Source organism: Gaetbulibacter saemankumensis DSM 17032, from assembly GCF_000425645.1.
Taxonomy (GTDB): Bacteria; Bacteroidota; Bacteroidia; order Flavobacteriales; family Flavobacteriaceae; genus Gaetbulibacter; species Gaetbulibacter saemankumensis.
On record NZ_AUDV01000007.1, the window covers coordinates 51,938 to 69,050 of the forward strand.

General features: G+C 34.7%; 15 protein-coding genes and 1 riboswitch. Of the genes, 9 read left to right on the top strand and 6 right to left on the bottom strand.

The window, feature by feature from the left end:
• Nucleotides 1–283: 283 nt before the first annotated feature.
• From H611_RS0104840 to H611_RS0104855, 4 genes are all read left to right on the top strand, one after another.
• On the top strand, nt 284–1,201 hold the full coding sequence (locus H611_RS0104840) for a mechanosensitive ion channel family protein (protein WP_051238739.1): 918 nt from the start codon (nt 284–286) through the stop codon (nt 1,199–1,201).
• A 313-nt stretch (nt 1,202–1,514) separates the two neighbouring features.
• Nucleotides 1,515–2,486, top strand: a complete 972-nt coding sequence (locus H611_RS0104845; protein WP_027137293.1) for a hypothetical protein — start codon at nt 1,515–1,517, stop codon at nt 2,484–2,486.
• A 51-nt stretch (nt 2,487–2,537) separates the two neighbouring features.
• The gene (locus tag H611_RS0104850) at nt 2,538–3,365 is read left to right on the top strand and encodes a PAS domain-containing protein (RefSeq protein WP_027137294.1); all 828 of its coding nucleotides are present in this window, start codon (nt 2,538–2,540) and stop codon (nt 3,363–3,365) included.
• 177 nt (nt 3,366–3,542) lie between these two features.
• Nucleotides 3,543–3,935: a RidA family protein gene (locus H611_RS0104855; protein ID WP_035483507.1), complete on the top strand. Its 393-nt coding sequence runs from the start codon at nt 3,543–3,545 to the stop codon at nt 3,933–3,935.
• Nucleotides 3,936–4,081: 146 nt separating this feature from the next.
• Here H611_RS0104855 and H611_RS0104860 read toward each other — a convergent pair whose 3' ends face one another.
• Nucleotides 4,082–4,357 carry a hypothetical protein gene (locus H611_RS0104860; protein WP_027137296.1) on the bottom strand — a complete coding sequence of 92 codons (276 nt, stop codon included), beginning with the start codon at nt 4,355–4,357 and terminating at the stop codon, nt 4,082–4,084.
• A 210-nt stretch (nt 4,358–4,567) separates the two neighbouring features.
• Here H611_RS0104860 and H611_RS0104865 point away from each other — a divergent pair, with 210 nt between their 5' ends.
• Nucleotides 4,568–5,446, top strand: coding sequence for a cation diffusion facilitator family transporter (locus H611_RS0104865; protein ID WP_027137297.1), 879 nt, complete (start codon nt 4,568–4,570; stop codon nt 5,444–5,446).
• A 496-nt stretch (nt 5,447–5,942) separates the two neighbouring features.
• Here the strand turns inward: H611_RS0104865 and H611_RS0104870 are convergent, their stop codons facing one another.
• Nucleotides 5,943–7,247 (bottom strand): voltage-gated chloride channel family protein, encoded by a 1,305-nt coding sequence (locus H611_RS0104870; protein WP_027137298.1) that lies wholly within the window; start codon nt 7,245–7,247, stop codon nt 5,943–5,945.
• 38 nt (nt 7,248–7,285) lie between these two features.
• Nucleotides 7,286–7,350: riboswitch (Fluoride riboswitch) on the bottom strand.
• Between the two features lie 103 nt (nt 7,351–7,453).
• A complete protein-coding gene (locus H611_RS0104875; RefSeq protein ID WP_027137299.1) occupies nt 7,454–8,239 on the bottom strand; it encodes a TIGR02757 family protein in 786 nt (261 codons plus the stop codon).
• 391 nt (nt 8,240–8,630) lie between these two features.
• On the opposite strand from H611_RS0104875, the gene H611_RS0104880 reads away from it, so the two are divergent.
• Entirely contained in the window at nt 8,631–9,443 is an 813-nt protein-coding gene (locus H611_RS0104880; protein WP_027137300.1) for a hypothetical protein, read from the top strand.
• Between the two features lie 24 nt (nt 9,444–9,467).
• On the opposite strand, the gene H611_RS0104885 is transcribed toward H611_RS0104880, so the two are convergent.
• Nucleotides 9,468–10,130 carry an ABC transporter ATP-binding protein gene (locus H611_RS0104885; protein WP_027137301.1) on the bottom strand — a complete coding sequence of 221 codons (663 nt, stop codon included), beginning with the start codon at nt 10,128–10,130 and terminating at the stop codon, nt 9,468–9,470.
• Nucleotides 10,131–10,239: 109 nt separating this feature from the next.
• On the opposite strand from H611_RS0104885, the gene folE reads away from it, so the two are divergent.
• Nucleotides 10,240–10,827, top strand: coding sequence for a GTP cyclohydrolase I FolE (gene folE / locus H611_RS0104890; protein ID WP_027137302.1), 588 nt, complete (start codon nt 10,240–10,242; stop codon nt 10,825–10,827).
• A 39-nt stretch (nt 10,828–10,866) separates the two neighbouring features.
• Nucleotides 10,867–11,148, top strand: a complete 282-nt coding sequence (locus H611_RS0104895; protein WP_084158145.1) for a hypothetical protein — start codon at nt 10,867–10,869, stop codon at nt 11,146–11,148.
• A gap of 37 nt (nt 11,149–11,185) precedes the next feature.
• On the opposite strand, the gene H611_RS0104900 is transcribed toward H611_RS0104895, so the two are convergent.
• Both H611_RS0104900 and H611_RS0104905 read right to left on the bottom strand, forming a co-directional pair.
• Entirely contained in the window at nt 11,186–13,432 is a 2,247-nt protein-coding gene (locus H611_RS0104900; RefSeq protein WP_027137304.1) for a TonB-dependent receptor, read from the bottom strand.
• A 393-nt stretch (nt 13,433–13,825) separates the two neighbouring features.
• Complete coding sequence (locus tag H611_RS0104905; RefSeq protein WP_027137305.1) at nt 13,826–14,128, bottom strand: DUF6787 family protein; 303 nt, start codon at nt 14,126–14,128, stop codon at nt 13,826–13,828.
• 595 nt (nt 14,129–14,723) lie between these two features.
• Here H611_RS0104905 and H611_RS0104910 point away from each other — a divergent pair.
• The gene (locus H611_RS0104910) at nt 14,724–16,922 is read left to right on the top strand and encodes a heavy metal translocating P-type ATPase (RefSeq protein ID WP_027137306.1); all 2,199 of its coding nucleotides are present in this window, start codon (nt 14,724–14,726) and stop codon (nt 16,920–16,922) included.
• Nucleotides 16,923–17,113 lie beyond the last annotated feature (191 nt).

The window sequence follows — 17,113 nt, forward strand, 5'->3', positions numbered from 1 at the left end:
CAGTTTCTCAAAGTTAATATTTCAACTAGCTCATTTTAATTTTATCTGCTATTACAGCCTATTCAAAAGAATTATGACCTCCATAAATAATACCATATAGTATTCATATTTACTATTGTTACCTTCCTGTTTCTAAATTTAGTAATAGGAATACCTTTTCTTTTAGTATTATTAGTATTATAAAAGTAATGCGCTATTTAAAATAAATGATATTTAAAAAATAATACATATAAAATCAGTAACTTAGAGAGGGTATTGGGCTTCATTAAAATAAACTAAATTGATAGAGCAAATAAAATATTGGTTTACTGAATATCCGGTTCTTACAAAGATTATCAAATATTTAATCTGGATTATTTTAATATTCCTGGCTATTGCATGGATGAGACGCATTTTAAAAAGGCGTCTTCCAGACAATTCATTGAGATATAAATCTCAGAAAGGTATTGAAATTATCGGTTACTTTTTTGCACTGCTTATTACCATCTCTTATTTCACGGGAAACATTAAAGATTTTGGTCTTGCTATTGGATTGCTAACAGCTGGTATAACAATAACCTTGCAGGAGTTAATTTTAAGTATAGCAGGTTCGTTTTATATTTTCTTTGTTCGTGTGTATAAGCCAGGTGATCGAATTGAAATAAACGGCATTAAAGGTGATGTGATTGATGTGGATAGCATTTACACTACAATGATGGAAATAGGTCAATGGGTTTCTAGTGATAATTATAGCGGACGCATTGTAAAACTCAGCAATGCCTTCGTTTTTAAGGGTCCGGTGTATAACTACTCGCAGGACTTTCCTTTTGTTTGGGATGAATTCAATTTGCCTATTCGTTATGGTTCCGATATCGAAATGGCTAAAAGTATTGTTATTTCTGTGGCTCAGGAATATTTGTCGGAATATGTTAAAGCTTCCATTTCAGATTGGAAGGATGTTGTAGAAAAATACTATATAGAAGACGCTCAGGTTGATCCTGCCCTTGCCATTACTATGACAGATAACTGGATTCAGTTTAACTTAAGATATATCGTTGACTACAAAAAAAGAAGAATCACCAAGCATCTTTTAAATGAGGAAATTGGAAAACGAATAGAGCAAACCAATGGCAAAGTAATACTGGCATCTGCGACATTTGAAATTGTTAACATTCCAATAGTAAAATTTAAAGAGGAAAAAGCAAGACAAAAGAAAACTTAAACGCATGATCCTTAATCCACAAATTAAAATACTAACAGTCCGCTTTAGTATCTTCCGAGCAATAGTTTAGGTGTTTTAAATTTTTAGTTATTGATTAAAATCAGGCACTTTGTTGGAATTTATGGGGTAATTCAAAATTGGGGTGTGAGCATAAAAGGGGTGTCTTGGGACTATTTCTTCTGATATACATATAGGTTAATCCTTTCATTTTCATTATATTGTATACTTATTCTGAGGGTCTTAATGGATTTTCAGATAACATGGCCGTTTACAAACTGCTGGCAAAAACAACCATTAACCAAAAATAATCATCATGAGAAATTCTAAGAATAGCCTTGGCAAAGCTGTACTAAAAGTTCTGTATATGGGTATAGCTATGAGTTTATTGCTTGTACAATCCTGTAGGCAAAATAAAAAAGAAAAACAGTCTGAAGTCCCTGTGGCAGAACCAAACCCGGTTATTGAAATTGTGACAGAAAATATGGAATTTCAGGCACCGGATACCATACCCTCCGGATGGAATACCTGGCGCTACATTAATAAATCGGTGCAACCACATTTTATATTAATAGACCATCCTGTCGATAGTATTACGGTAAAAGAGTTTGAAGAAGAATTATTACCGCCTTTTGGAGAAGGCATCACTAAACTTTACGAAGGTAAGAATGAAGAAGCCTTTGCTGCATTTGGTAAAATTCCGGAATGGTTTGGTGGTACCGAATGGCCTGGTGGTGTCGGGTTAATTTCACCCGGGCATACGGCAGAAACGACCTTAAAACTAGACCCTGGTTACTATATTATAGAATGTTACGTAAAAATGAGTAATGGTATGTTTCATACCAATATGGGAATGTTTAAACCGCTTATAGTTTCAGAAGAGCCATCCACCCTCAAAGAGCCCGTTGGGGATATTGCGGTCGATATATCCAGTGAGCAGGGGATTGTTTTTAATCCGCCAACAAAGGCAGGCACTTATGTGTTTTCGGTAAACTATATCGATCAGATAAAACATGAACACTTTCAGGGGCACGATGTAAATCTTGTAAAAATAGACGAACCTGCCGATATGGATAGTCTTGAGGTTTGGATGAACTGGTTAGAGCTTAAAGGACTCATAGATCCGGCGCCAAAAGGATTTACATTTCTGGGAGGTGTTAACGATATGCCTGCTGGTAATAAGGGGTATTTTAAAATAACTTTAACGCCTGGGAAATATGCGCTTATATCGGAAGTGCCAAAGCCTGCAAGTAAAAACATGCTGAAAATATTTGAGATTACAGAATAGATTGTTTTCTGTGGGACTTTGAGATGAGGTAACCTATCGCAATTTCATATTATGATTGAAGGACTTTTAAATATTATATATGGTTTAATTGCTTCGGCCGTATTTGTGGGTATCGGTTTTTTATATGGTAGGTATAAGGAACGAAAGAAAAATCAGGGGAGCCCCTTGGAAAATTATCCGTTTTATCCTTTCTCCTTAGATGCTAAGAAAATGCTTCAGTTCGATTTCGATAAGTTTAACATGGCAGTATCATTTTTAATTAAGTCAAAGGATTATAAGGCGGGGAAGCAGTTGGTGTTAATAGGAGAACAAAATAATGTTCGGCAAATATTAAATGCATCATCTTTAGATAATTATGAAAAACTTTATAAGCTTTATAATGGCAACAAAGTACTGGATGATTCTTTGCAGTTTCTGGAAAATTATAAGCGTATCGTCAGACTTATAGGAGATAGTTTTCCGGATTGCGGCATTGAAATTTTATTGCATAATCTTAGCAATCCATCGAAAGCTTTGTATCATATAAAAAATAATGTTACCGGAAGAAATGTGGAAGCACCGGCCACCAATCTGGTCATGGATTTAAAACGAAGAAACTCTAATAAGGAAGATAAACTCAATTACGAACTGAATATAGGTGCCAGAAAATTTAAATGTACCACGATACCCATTTATAAAGACGATATGGGTATTGTTGGAGCTATATGTATAAATGTAGATTACCATTATTTAAATGAAGAAGTAAGAAATAATCCGGAATTAATAGATAAATTTTTAGATGCCTTGTGCAAAACCGATATGGTGTTGGATGAAAATATTTTGAGTAAAAGCGAATATGAGTTGGCACTTCAAGGAAAACGTCATTTTCGGGATTTCTAAAATAAGAGGGAAGAAGTTTATTTTTTAGACAAGTATCGTAAGAATTGGACTAAAACGCTGAATGATGTTGCATCTGTATTAAAGGCTCTGGCTATATTGAAGACATGATTCATTTTCAAATCTTTCCATGTCTTTGAGAATAGAATTGAATTTATGACACTAAAAACAGCTATGAAAATGAAAAGAAAGCTCATATCAAATGGAAACCCCCTTGAAGACGTTATTGGGTTTAGTAGAGCCGTACAAGTTGGTCCATATATTTCTGTCGGGGGCACGGCGCCGGTAGGTGACGATGGAAAAACCATCGGTATAGGAGATGTAGCCATGCAAACCCGTAGATGTTTAGAAATAATTAAGGAGGCATTGGAAAAAGCGGGTTCAGGCTTAGAAGATGTTACAAGAACACGAATGATGCTTACCAGAATTGAGGATTGGGAAAAGGTTGTTAAAGTTAGAGCCGAATATTTTAAGAAAATAAAACCAGTAGATACCGTTATGCAAGTTACCCGATTTATCAATCCTGAGTGGTTGATAGAAATAGAGGTAGATGCTATAGTTCAGTCTGAATAATAAAATCAAGCCTGAAGTCATAATCTATAGGTATATTCTTATTACTGCAAAATAGTATGGAGACTATTAAAGGAATGGTATCTTATGCGCCTCTGTAAAAGGTTATTCTGAATAGTAGAATTGGTTGTAAAAGATTAAGTTGGGGTCTAGTGTTTCTGTAAGTTGTTTAGGATCCCTTTTATAGAGGCTATGGCCATTATAAAAGCGGCAATACCTACAAGGCATAGATAAAATACAATTATGGAGCCCAGAATGGATTCTATAAGTGGTATGTCGGGACCGCGACCTTCAATAATTTGATGGATGCCTTCAAATAAATGCGCGAATCCCATTAATAAGCAAAACCAACTTATAATTCCTGAAAGTACAAGAATAGCTATATTGAAAGATAGGGGTGTTTTTAAAAATGGATTTTTCATCATATACTTTTTTTAGATTAAACGTATATGGTAAACAGATAGGGTAGCTATAAAGTTTTATAAAGTTAGTGATTTTTAAGGCAATTAAAAGTTAAGTAAGTTTTTAATCACTTATATCTTTTACAATGTAAATATTTTGTAAGTTGCTCCCATACTTCTATGAAGTCGGTTATTACTGTAATTCCAACCACCGCGTATAATGTATACCTTTCAATGAAGAACGAAGAAAAAGCTATAAGAGCGACTTACTTTAGTATCATAGGAAATACCAGTTTGGCAATAATTAAAGGGCTTACAGGAGTCTTAGGTCATTCTTATGCTTTAATCGCAGATGCTATTGAGTCTATTACAGATATCTTCGCTTCGCTTTTAGTTTTATTTGGTTTAAAATATGCGAAACGACCGGCAGACGATAATCATCCTTACGGACATGGAAAAATAGAGCCATTAATTACATTTTTAGTTGTCGCTTTTTTGGTTATATCGGCGTCGGTAATTGCATTTAAAAGTATAGAAAACATACAAACCCCGCATAAAGTTCCAGAACCCTGGACATTGATTGTTCTATTTGGAATTATTTTATGGAAAGAAATTTCATTTAGAATTGTTATAAAAAGAAGTAAAGAGACCAATAGTTCTTCACTTAAAGCGGATGCCTGGCATCACAGAAGCGATGCTATCACTTCTATTATGGCTTTTATTGGGATTTCGGTGGCATTAATATTTGGAAAGGGCTATGAAACAGCCGATGATTGGGCAGCTTTGTTAGCCTCTTTTTTTATTCTTTACAATAGCTATTTAATATTCAGACCTGCTTTAGGGGAGATCATGGATGAGCACAGATATGATGATTTGCTGTCTGAAATTAGAGAGGAATCTATGAAGGTTCCCGGAGTATTGGGAACAGAAAAATGTTTTATTCGCAAAGCGGGAATGAAATATCATGTAGATTTACATGCCATTGTAGATGGTGAAATTTCGGTAAAGGAAGGGCATGATATTTCTCATCATCTTAAGGACTATTTGAGATCTAAAATACCAAATCTAGGACATGTATTAATTCATATTGAGCCCGATAAATATGAAAAATAGATAGTTTAATCTGTAAGTGTATCATTTGAAAGTAAGAGGTAAGAGCTTTTTTAAAGGATGCCTGAATTGTTAATTTTAAGGTACTGATTATTTCCTAGAGTATTTTTTTGAAGTATTCGTTCGATAACTATTTAATGAAAAATCAATTTTTTATACTTAAAAAGTATTGGTTATTAGGATGGTTTTTTGCCTTTGCCTATTAAGTACTATTTATTTTCTAAAGTATTTTTAATAGGGGCGCGTAGGTTATTCTAAGCAGACAATTGCTTGATGAAGTTAATAATACCATACTTAAATACAATCAAGAAGCCTTATCAGCCTTAAATTATGATGCGATTGTAAACTACTATGTGCTAAAATAAAACCCGGCGTACATAGTTTAATAGTGCTTCTTGGGAGCATAAGATTGGGATTTAAACCTAAATAAAATTTTGATAAGATTAGTGCTTAAGTTTTTATTCTTAAGTACTAATCGATTAAAGTGGTTTGTGGTATGTTATTTCTTTATTCGTTTGTTTTTTATTTGAGATAAGGATAAGCCCTTTTCTCTTAAAAATGAGTTGTTTTTAGGACTGCCTATAATTTGAGAAGAATAAACTCCAGAATGTCCGGAAAACAGATAGGCAGTAGAGCATGCCAAAGCAATAAAAACACCTGATTCTATACCAAAAAGTTCAATGCCCATAATGGTACAGGCTATAGGTGTATTGGTGGCTCCTGCAAAAACAGCTACAAAACCCATACCGGCTAAAAGTCCCATAGGTAAAGGGATAAACCAGATTAGTACATTACCCAAGGTAGCGCCTATAAAGAATAAGGGGGTTACTTCACCACCTTTAAAACCCGCACCTAAGGTAAACGAAGTAAATAAAATTTTCAACAGGAAATCATAAGCGTTTAAATCGACATTAAAGGCATCTAAAATGGTAGGAATTCCTAGTCCGATATATTTAGTTGTTCCCATTAAATAAATGGTAATTGCCAAAATAGCCCCCCCAATAACAGGACGCAATGGGGGATACTTAATTTTTGTTTTAAAAAGATTGCTCCAGAAATGTGTTGATTTAGAAAACAACATCGCTACTAGTCCGAAAATTATACCGGCTAATAAGGACCATAACAGGTTTACAGGGGTCATTTCGGCAACCGAATGAATGGTGTAATGCGTATGTGATACATTCCAGATTTCACAAAAGTAATTCGCAAAAACAGCCGCCATAAAACTTGGAATAATGGCATCTAACCGTATTCTTCCTAAAATCAGTACCTCTAAAGCAAAAATACCACCAGCAAGTGGCGTTCCAAAAACAGAGGCAAAACCAGCACTGGTACCTACAATGAGAACAATTTTTCTATCGCGTTTTGAAAGATTAAGGATTTTGGTGAATCTATCAGCAATGGCACCACCAATCTGCACTGCTGTACCTTCACGTCCTGCCGAGCCACCAAAAAAATGGGTTAAAATAGTACCAAATAAAACAAGGGGAGCCATTCGAAAAGGAATAATCTTTTTTGGGGAATGGTACTCCTCTAATAATAAATTGTTTCCTTTTACAACGCTATCTCCAAATAAATGATAGAACAACCCAATAATAAAACCTCCAGCTGGTAATAAGGCTATAATCCACAGATGTGATTCCCGCCAATTGGTAGCCCAATCTAAACTAATAAGGAAAAAAGCTGATAAACTACCCGCAATGGCGCCAATCATTAGCGTAATAAAAATCCATTTAACAAGATAAGCTAGGGAGGTAATTTGCTCTATTGAAAGTAAAAAGTTTTTGATTTTTGTTCTGTCCATATTGCCTTAAATAAATAATTCTACAGCGGCATAAGCCATTAAAAGCAGAAGTCATTAGATCCAAGCGGAACGGTTTAAGGCAGACCTCATTGCCAAATATGTAAGCAAATATAAATAAAAAAAGTTTATAACTACAGCTGTTTTGAAATAGTAGGTTCTAGGAAATTTTGTTGTATTGGCAAACAATTTAAAAGAGTTTTTAAATTTTAAAACCCTTCAAAAACACCAAGTCCAAAAAGAGCAAAGTCGTATTTTACGGGGTCTTTAGGGTCTAGTGCTCTAAGCGCGTTATCAAGTTCGTTTAGAGCTTTAGCGTCGTTTTGTTTTCTGTTGAGTAAACCTAACTTTCTTGCTACATTACCGGAATGCACATCCAGTGGGCAGGAGAGTTGTGCTGGTGAGAGGCTATTCCATATGCCAAAATCAACACCCGTGTTGTCATTTCTAACCATCCAACGCAGGTACATATTAATACGTTTGGCTGCCGATTTTTTTAATGGATCACTTATGTGTTTTTCAGTTCGCTTTAAATGATCTATTTCAAAAAACAGACTTTTAAACACCGATATGGCTGGTTGTACAGAATCTGGAGAAGCATACTTACTAAATACATTTTCCAGTCCGCCATGATTCGTATATATATGTTTCAAGGACTTAATAAATTGCATAGCATCTGCACCATTAAATGTTCGATGCACAAAAGGGCTTAGTTGCTCTAAGTCATTTTCAGAGTGGTTCATAACGAAATCATAAGGTGCATTACCCATAAAATCCATAAATCGGCTGGCATTTTTAATAATACTTTTTCGGTTTCCCCAGGCAATGGTAGCACTTATAAAGCCCGCAATTTCGATATCTTCTTTTAGATTATAACGATGCGGAATTTGTATTGGATCACTGTCTATGAATTTGGGTTGGTTATATTCAATAACTTTAGTGTCCAGAAACTCTTTTAATTCTGATGTACTTAAAATAACTGTATTAGTATCCATATGGCTACAAAAATATTAGATTAAGTTTAATTATTCGGTAATCGTTAACTCATATATAAACTGAAGCAATGAATCAATAAAAAGCATGTCTTAATGATTATTGCATAGTCTCCGTTATTATAAATTAAACAGGTGAAGATTAAAAACGTGAAATGGATGAAACTTACCTTTTTACCTTGCTAGCTGTAGTCTTGTTTTTGGCATAATAGCTCTTTTAATAAAGTAAAATCACGCTATAAAATTGTGTGTATTTTAATACTTTGTTGTTTCTGTATCGGCTAATTGTGTCGATGAAATGCATTAAACAAGGTTGAGGTGATAAAAAATTATAATATTATAACATATAATTCAATTTAATGCGTTTATTTAGTAGCACAAAAATACTTATGTTATGAAAAAGCTAATCGCCCCAATTCTAGCATGTTTGCTTTTTAATTGTACAGTAGAAGATATTAAAAATCAAGCCGGCGAAACCACCGAAATTATTAAATCTTTAAATGAAGCTGTTTTAGTTAACAAAATTTTTCAGGATGTAGGAAATAATAATGGAGGTGCGATATTAGAGGCTGAAGTATCGGCATCAGCTCAAAGTAAGACATTTTCAAAATCCAGTACGGGCCCGATAATAACAGTAGAGCCTTTTGATTTATCAACCTTTCCAAAAACCACAACGATCGATTATGGTACTGGTGTGTTGTGTAAAGATGGTATTACCAGAAAAGGTATAATTAAAGTTGTTTCTACCAATTGGTATCGTGTGGCAGGGAGTGTGCATACGGCTACATTTAATAACTATTATCACGAATCTTATAAAGTAGAAGGTACCCACGTGGTTGAAAACTTGGGAGAAGTTGAAGGGAACTTAAAATACACCGTAACTATTAATGATGGTAAGGTAACATCCAGTATGGGTGAGGTTATAACCTATCAGGAAACCTCTACTAGAACCTGGATTGCAGGAGCCGATACACCATTTAATATCTGGGATGATGAGTATCTGTTGGGAGGACAGCAAACAGGTGTTAATACCAAAGGAATAGACTATAAATTATCGATTCGGGACCCATTACATTTTACTTTATTACCCAGAAGTATCAAATCCGGTATTATGGATGTAGAAATAGGATTGATTAAAAATATAGAATTAAACTATACCAATAAAACTATTAGTGTATTAGGAAAAACCATTCCGCTAGTTAATTAGCGGAATTTTTTTTGAAGGTCTGATTTATACCATAATATTACCATCTACCATGGTAAGTTTTCTATCCGCTAAATCGGCCAATTCTTCATTATGAGTAACAATAACAAATGTTTGTCCAAACTCATCACGTAGTTTAAAAAACAGGTTGTGAAGATTTTCAGCCGATTCGCTATCCAAATTACCCGAAGGCTCATCAGCAAATATTAAATCCGGATTATTTATTAAAGCACGAGCAACCGAAACCCGTTGTTGTTCGCCCCCTGATAGTTCACTTGGCTTATGATTATAACGCTGAGACAATCCTAAGAAATCCAGTAATTCTTTAGCACGTTTTTCTGCAGCATCTTTTTTAGTGCCTTTTATAAAGGCCGGTATGCAGACATTCTCAAGAGCAGTAAATTCCGGTAATAATTGATGAAATTGAAAAATAAAACCAATATGTTCATTTCTGAATTTAGCTAGTTCCTTGTCATTAAGAGAACTTATATCAATACCATTGATGACTAATTCATAGGGGGTCTTAGTTGATGCCCGATCCAGCGTTCCCAGAATTTGCAATAGCGTAGTTTTTCCTGCCCCAGAGGCTCCAACGATAGAAATAACTTCGCTTTTTTTTACATGAATATCGACACCTTTAAGAACTTCTAAATTATCGTAAAATTTGTGAATATTTTTTGCTTGAATCATACCTTAAAATAACTGCGTGAATTTACTACTTTAAGCTGTGATGTACAATTAAGATTGGTTTTTATTGGATTGTCCTATTTATGCGTTATATTTAAATTAAAAATTGAAGATGCCTTATAAGAAATTGGAAGAATATAATATGCAGGTTACCGATGATGTGAAATCACGATATAAAAGTATTATTGAAGATTTAGGAGAAAACATAAACCGCGAAGGATTACTTAAAACTCCTGAACGCGCTGCTAAAGCCATGCAGTTTTTAACTCAGGGATATCATCAGGATCCTGTTGAAATTCTTAAAAGCGCCATGTTTAAAGAGAGTTATAATGAAATGGTTATTGTAAAAGATATTGAAATATACTCACTTTGCGAGCACCATATGCTACCGTTTTTTGGTAAAGCACATATAGCTTATATTCCTGACGGTCATATTGTAGGTCTTAGTAAATTACCACGCGTTATTGATGTGTTTGCGCGACGCTTACAAGTTCAGGAACGCCTAACGGAAGATGTGTTGGATTGTATAAATGATACTTTAAAACCTCAGGGTGTCGCGGTGGTAATAGAGGCAGCACACATGTGTATGATGATGCGTGGGGTTCAAAAGCAAAATTCGCTAACCACTACTTCAGGGTTTAGAGGGCAGTTCGAAAAGATTGAAACCCGTAACGAATTCCTTAAATTAATTGGTAAATAATAATAACTCATTAGTAAGACGTTTGAATTTATGTACACTATGAGTAAATACAAAAAACTTATTATTGGACTCATTCTGGATGCCATAGGCTGTGTGTCTTACATGATTCCGGGAGTTGGTGAATTGGCCGATATAGTTTGGGCACCAGTGTCAGGTTGGCTTATGACTAAGTTGTATAAAGGCAAGTCGGGTAAAGTAGCTGCAGGAATTGCTTTTGTTGAGGAAGCACTTCCAGGGTTTGATATTATTCCAACCTTTACCTTAATGTGGATTTATACCTTTCTAATAAAAAAGGAAGACCAGACTACCATAGAAGAATAAAAAAATCCCTTTCTATTTTAGAAAGGGATTTTTTGTTTTAAAATTTATAGCTGATACCAATACTGATATTTCTTCCCATATTATAAATGCCGTCTGATTTTAATCGGGATAAGTGATTAAAGTAAGACTTGTTTGTTAGGTTCGTACCCGATATTCTAATGGTGGTTTCATTATTAAATAAATTAATATTCCCTCCAATACCAGCACTTAACAGGCTATATCCTGCCGTTGGAGTTTCAAAATCACTCACGTTATCTTGTTTAAATGTAGTAGCTAATTTAATAAAGGAATACCCTTGTGTTAACCAGGGCCTTTCAAATTCTACACGAACTGTATTGTTTATGGAGTTGGCAGGAATAAGTGGTAAATAATTATTGTTAGACTGTTTTCCTGTTACTGTTTCAAAGCTCGATTCAATATGAAGCCATTCCACATTATATGGGTGAAAATGTATTCCCATTTCACCACCGTATAAGCGCGCATCATTTTGTGCGTATTGGTAAACCGGGGTTTCATTAATAACATCTCCTGTTGGTAATAAATAGATGTAATTATTTACTAGGTTATAAAAACCATTCACAAAAAATTCTAAATAGTCCCTTTTGTATTCAATTGCTAAATCGGTTTGAAAGTTTTGCTCATTATTCAAATTAACATTACCAATTTCATAGCGGTTGGTGCCGTGGTGCACACCATCGGAGGTTAACTCCGCTAAGTTTGGGGCTCTAAAGCCTGTAGCTAGATTTACGCGGGCAACTAGTTTTTCTGTAATATTGGTTTTAACGCCCAAAGCACCATTAAAGCTATTGTAGTTTTTGTTTAATAGGTTTGGAACGTCTAGAGTTCTACGGTCGTAGCGTATACCTAACTGTACATCGGCACGATTAAAATGAATATGAGAAGTTCCAAAAACACCAAAATCGTTAGTAATCGCATCTGGAATTAAAAATTCTTCCCCGTAATTGCTGTTAATTTGATTCATTCCTTGAATACCAACTATGGTTTCAAATTTCCCAAGCTCCGGTAGGTTGTATTTTAAATCATAATTGAAGGTTTTTAATTTCATGTGAAGGGCAGCTTCCAAATCTTCTTCGTGATCATCGTGATCATCGTGATCGTCATGATCATCTTCCTCCTCTTCTTCTGCACCATGATCATGGTGGTGTTCTTCTTCAAACTCTTTTCTATCATTATAAATATACCCTAAATTTATATCCAGCCTAGAGTTGTTAAAAAACAAAGTGGATTTTGAACTAAATACATGATTAGTAATATTCTGATATGGCAGTAATGGTGACTTAGCTAAAGAGTGTGCTCCAATAGATCCGGGGATACCTAGTTTGGAATGATTTAGGTTATAGCGAAAATCAGTTTTAAACTTATTATCTTGATACCCGATACCAGCTTTAAAATCTTGTTCGGTAAATCTAGAATTGGTAGCTCGGTAATCTTTTGTTTTATAATCAGAATGTTCTGTTTGGCTGGCTCTAAACAATAATTTAAAATTGTCACTGGATGATTTATATCCGGCATTCGCATTATAACCCAAAGTGTTACTGAAATAATTTACATTTAAGTCGCCCGCATCTGAATTCATTGGAGCAAATTTTTCAGGGTTTAAATATAATACCCCTCCCAGTGCGTCGCTACCATAGAGTAGGGAGGCAGGACCTTTAATAACTTCAACACTTTCAACACCGGCATCATTTAATCCAAGACCATGTTCATCACCAAACTGTTGGTTTTCTAAACGCACGCCTTGGGTATACACAATAACGCGATTGGAGCTCAAACCTCTAATAACAGGCTTTCCAATACCCATACCGGTGCTAACATTATTAACACCTGCGATATTGGAGATTCCATCGGCTAAACTGATGGCGCCAGAGGTTTTTAATTCGGCAATACTTTTTTGTTCAACCTTCATCACATTTTCACTTTGCAGTTTATGAAAAGGTGTCGATATAATAATATCTTCCATTTCAATTGCAGAAGGTGAAAGACTAATATTAAGAGGTAATTTACTTGGGATGTCTATTTTTAAAGATTGTGTTTTATACCCTATAAAGGAAATAACCATGTCGTAATTTCCATTGGGTAAATTATTCAAACTAAAGTGTCCTGTATCGTTGGTCGTAGTTCCTCTTTCTATATCGGGAAAATAAATGTTAACTAGAGGAAGTGTTTCATTGGTATTCGCATCAATAACAGTACCTTTAATTTCGTTTTGGGAATATATATTAGTTACTGCTAATAAAAGCAAAATGTTTAATAGGTGTTTCATGTTTTATATTTAATATTCATAAAAAATAACTGATGATTTTCAGTATAAATAACAGATATTAAATAGTGTAGGGAGGGCCTCTTAAGAAGGTTTGTTGTCGTTGAAATTTGCTTATAAAATAATATTGCGATACAACACTTGTGGAAACTTCAATTGGATAAAATATGATGTGTTTAAATAATTGAAAGTCATAAAGAGATGTGATTTTATAATCGTAAAAATGACAATCAATATTTAATTCATGAAGATGATCATGCGAGACTTCATTTAAACATATATCATGTTTATGGTGAGAGAATAGGTGGGTAAATTCAGTAATTATCGGCGTTAACAGCAAGCATGCTAATACCGTAGTTAGAATTTTGGTAATGATATGTTGTTTTATGCGTTGCATTAATCAACAAGACGCTTTAGTCCTATACGACGTAGCATTTTTTTCTCAAAATTCCAGAAAAATTTGTATTGTCCAAATAACCAGCCAAAACAAACTAACATAATTTGGTACATAATAAAAAGTACAACAATACGAATAACCCAATAACCTACTGGTGTAAAAGATTCGGAGGTAATATTTAGATAATTTAATATGGGTTTGCCAATGTAAGAAGCGGTAGATCCAGTAATAGCAAATACGATACAAATAATAACGATTTCCCAATTATGTTCTATATCCCAGCGTTCCTTTAGTTTTTTCATTAGGCATGATTTTTAATTAAGGTACAAAAATAGTTAAAAGCTAATAAAATGATGTATCCACATAAAGATACTTTTGTTACTAATTTATTGTGTTTCTAATAAAAGTTAAACAGGCTCATGTTTTAAATATAAGTAACTTTTAGATTTTAAAGAAATTACACGTATAAGATTTATGAAATACTGTACTATTCAGAGTAAAAAAGGAAGGTTGAAATCAAAGGGTTAATAACAGAATAAATAATCATATCAAAGCGTTTAAATAGTTTCTCCATATCATAACAACGTTGCATAATTACTGTTCTCTAATCATGGTGTATAAGTATTATTTAACAAAGAAATTATAATTAATTAGTTTATCAATATTGTTAATTTTGAAATAGGCACCTAATGCATAAATAGTCCAAATTAAAACAGGTTATAATGTAGTTTTTTATGTTTTGTATGGCCCTTTTTCTGTCGGAAATTGAATCTTATTGAGTATCTTTAGGATACGATAAAAAATAGACTCGTATATATTGGTTTACTTGTATTTAGTGTTTGACCTTGTAAAGTATAGAATCGAATTCGTGTAGTCTTTTTATATAGCTGTATCCTCATGAATAAGCTTCAAATTGAAATAAATGAGCTTAAAAACCCACGTAAAGCCCGTAGAATTGAACAGATTTTGAGTAAGCGTAATGGGATAAATGAAGTTGCAATTTCAACTTCAGGGATTGTTTATTTAAGATGGAACCCTCACGACACTAGTGTTGCAGAAATTCTATCATCAATTCAAAAGTTGGGTTTTCATATAAAAGATGTGACTCATGATAAAGATAATAGTCATAGAGTCGATCATCATGAACATCAGCTTTCCATCCTGAATTTATTTGGTACAAATACAGAGCTTTATTTCGCAATTACTAGCGGTGTTTTTTGGTTTACAGGTGTTGTTTGTTACCTGTTACCAGATATTTTTGGAACGTTTTCCGTTATTTTTTATATAATTTCTGCTGTATTTGGTGGTGTTTTTACGTTTATAACCGCGGGTAATGACCTTTTTAAAGGTAAGTTTGAAATAGATTTTCTTATGCTCTTTGCAGCAATAGGTGCTGGTGCTTTAGGGAAATGGGGTGAAGGGGCCTTGCTTTTATTTTTATTCAGTTTAGGGCATGCCCTAGAGCATTATGCCATGCAAAAGGCACGAAAATCTATAGCTGCTTTAGCCGATTTAGTGCCTCCTGTAGCACTTTTAAAAAGTGAGGGCGAATTGGTAGAAGTGTCTATTGAGGCCCTTAATATAGGCGATATCATTGTTGTGAAACCTAATTCTAAAATTGCTGCCGATGGTGTTGTTATTAAGGGCAGTAGTCCTGTTAATCAGGCGTCCATTACGGGAGAGAGTTTACCAGTTGATAAACGGCCAAGTCTGGATTGGGAACAGGTGAACGAGATTAAAAACCTATCTGCTGAACACCGTGTTTTTGCCGGGACCCTTAACGGTAATGGAATATTGGAAATTAAAGTGTTAAAGCAAGCAAAAGACAGTACCCTGTCTCGACTCATAACATTAGTTAAAGAAGCCGAAACACAAAAGTCACCAACCCAACATTTAGCCGATAAATTCGAAAAGTATTACGTACCATTGGTTTTGATTTTGGTATTACTGATGATGTTTGCCTTTTTAATAGTTGATGAAACATTTCAGGTTAGTTTTTACAGGGCACTTTCGGTACTGATTGCGGCTTCACCTTGTGCTTTGGCTATTTCAACACCAAGTGCGGTACTAGCAGGTATTGCCCGTGCCGCGCGTCAGGGTGTTTTAATTAAAGGTGGGCGCCCATTGGAAGACTTAGGAGGGATAAAAGCCATTGCTTTCGATAAAACAGGTACCCTTACCAAAGGAAAACCCATGCTTACAAATGTCATTCCCTTTGGAAATACTACGAGGTCAGATTTGCTAAAGGTGGCTGTTGCTGTTGAAGCCTTAAGTGATCATCCTTTGGCGGCTGCTATAGTTGAAGGAGCAAAGGAAGAGCTTAAAATGGATGTTTTTACAAAAGCCGAAAATTTAAAAGCTCTTATGGCACGAGGAATTCAGGCAAGTTTAGGAAACAGTATAGTACATATTGGCAACAGACGCTTATTTGTAGAGTTAACAGGCAAGAAAGTGCCTGAAGCAATCGATTTAGAGATGGCGGAACTAGAGTCCACAGGACATACGGCTATGATTGTTCATAGAGATGATATTTATATGGGCATTGTTTCTGTAATGGATATTGCCAGACCAGAGGCTGCAGCCACTTTAACCACTCTCAAAAATATGAATATTGAACGAATGGTTATGCTCACCGGTGATAATCAAAAGGTGGCTGATGCTATTGCTAAAAATATTGGGATAACCGATCCGTTAGGCAGTTTGCTGCCTGAAGAAAAAGTAAGTGCTATTAAACGGTTGAAATTAGAGTTGGGGATGGTAGCTATGGTAGGAGATGGCGTAAATGATGCTCCGGCTATGGCTATTAGCACAGTAGGGATTGCGATGGGAGCAGCTGGATCGGACGTGGCTTTGGAAACGGCCGATATTGCCTTAATGGCCGACACACTTGATAACCTTCCCTTTGCCATTGGATTGAGCCGTAAAGCTAAACGGATTATCAAACAAAATTTGGTGATAAGCCTCGGTATGGTAGGCTTTTTAGTGCCTTTAACTATAATGGGTATTATAGATATTGGTCCCGCCGTAGTGGGTCATGAAGGATCTACGGTATTGGTGGTATTAAATGCCTTGAGGCTGTTAAGGTTTGATACCTAGATTTTAAATGTTTGAGATTAGTGTATACAACGAAAATAGCAATAGTTTGTAATGAGTAAACTGTAAATTAAAAAGGTAAATTAGTTTAATCAATACAGGCTTTTGCTGTAACAATGAATATTAGGTGTTTTGAAGTTTGGATGTGTTCAAATAATAAATTACTTAAAACATTTACGTCGTATTTGTGTAAA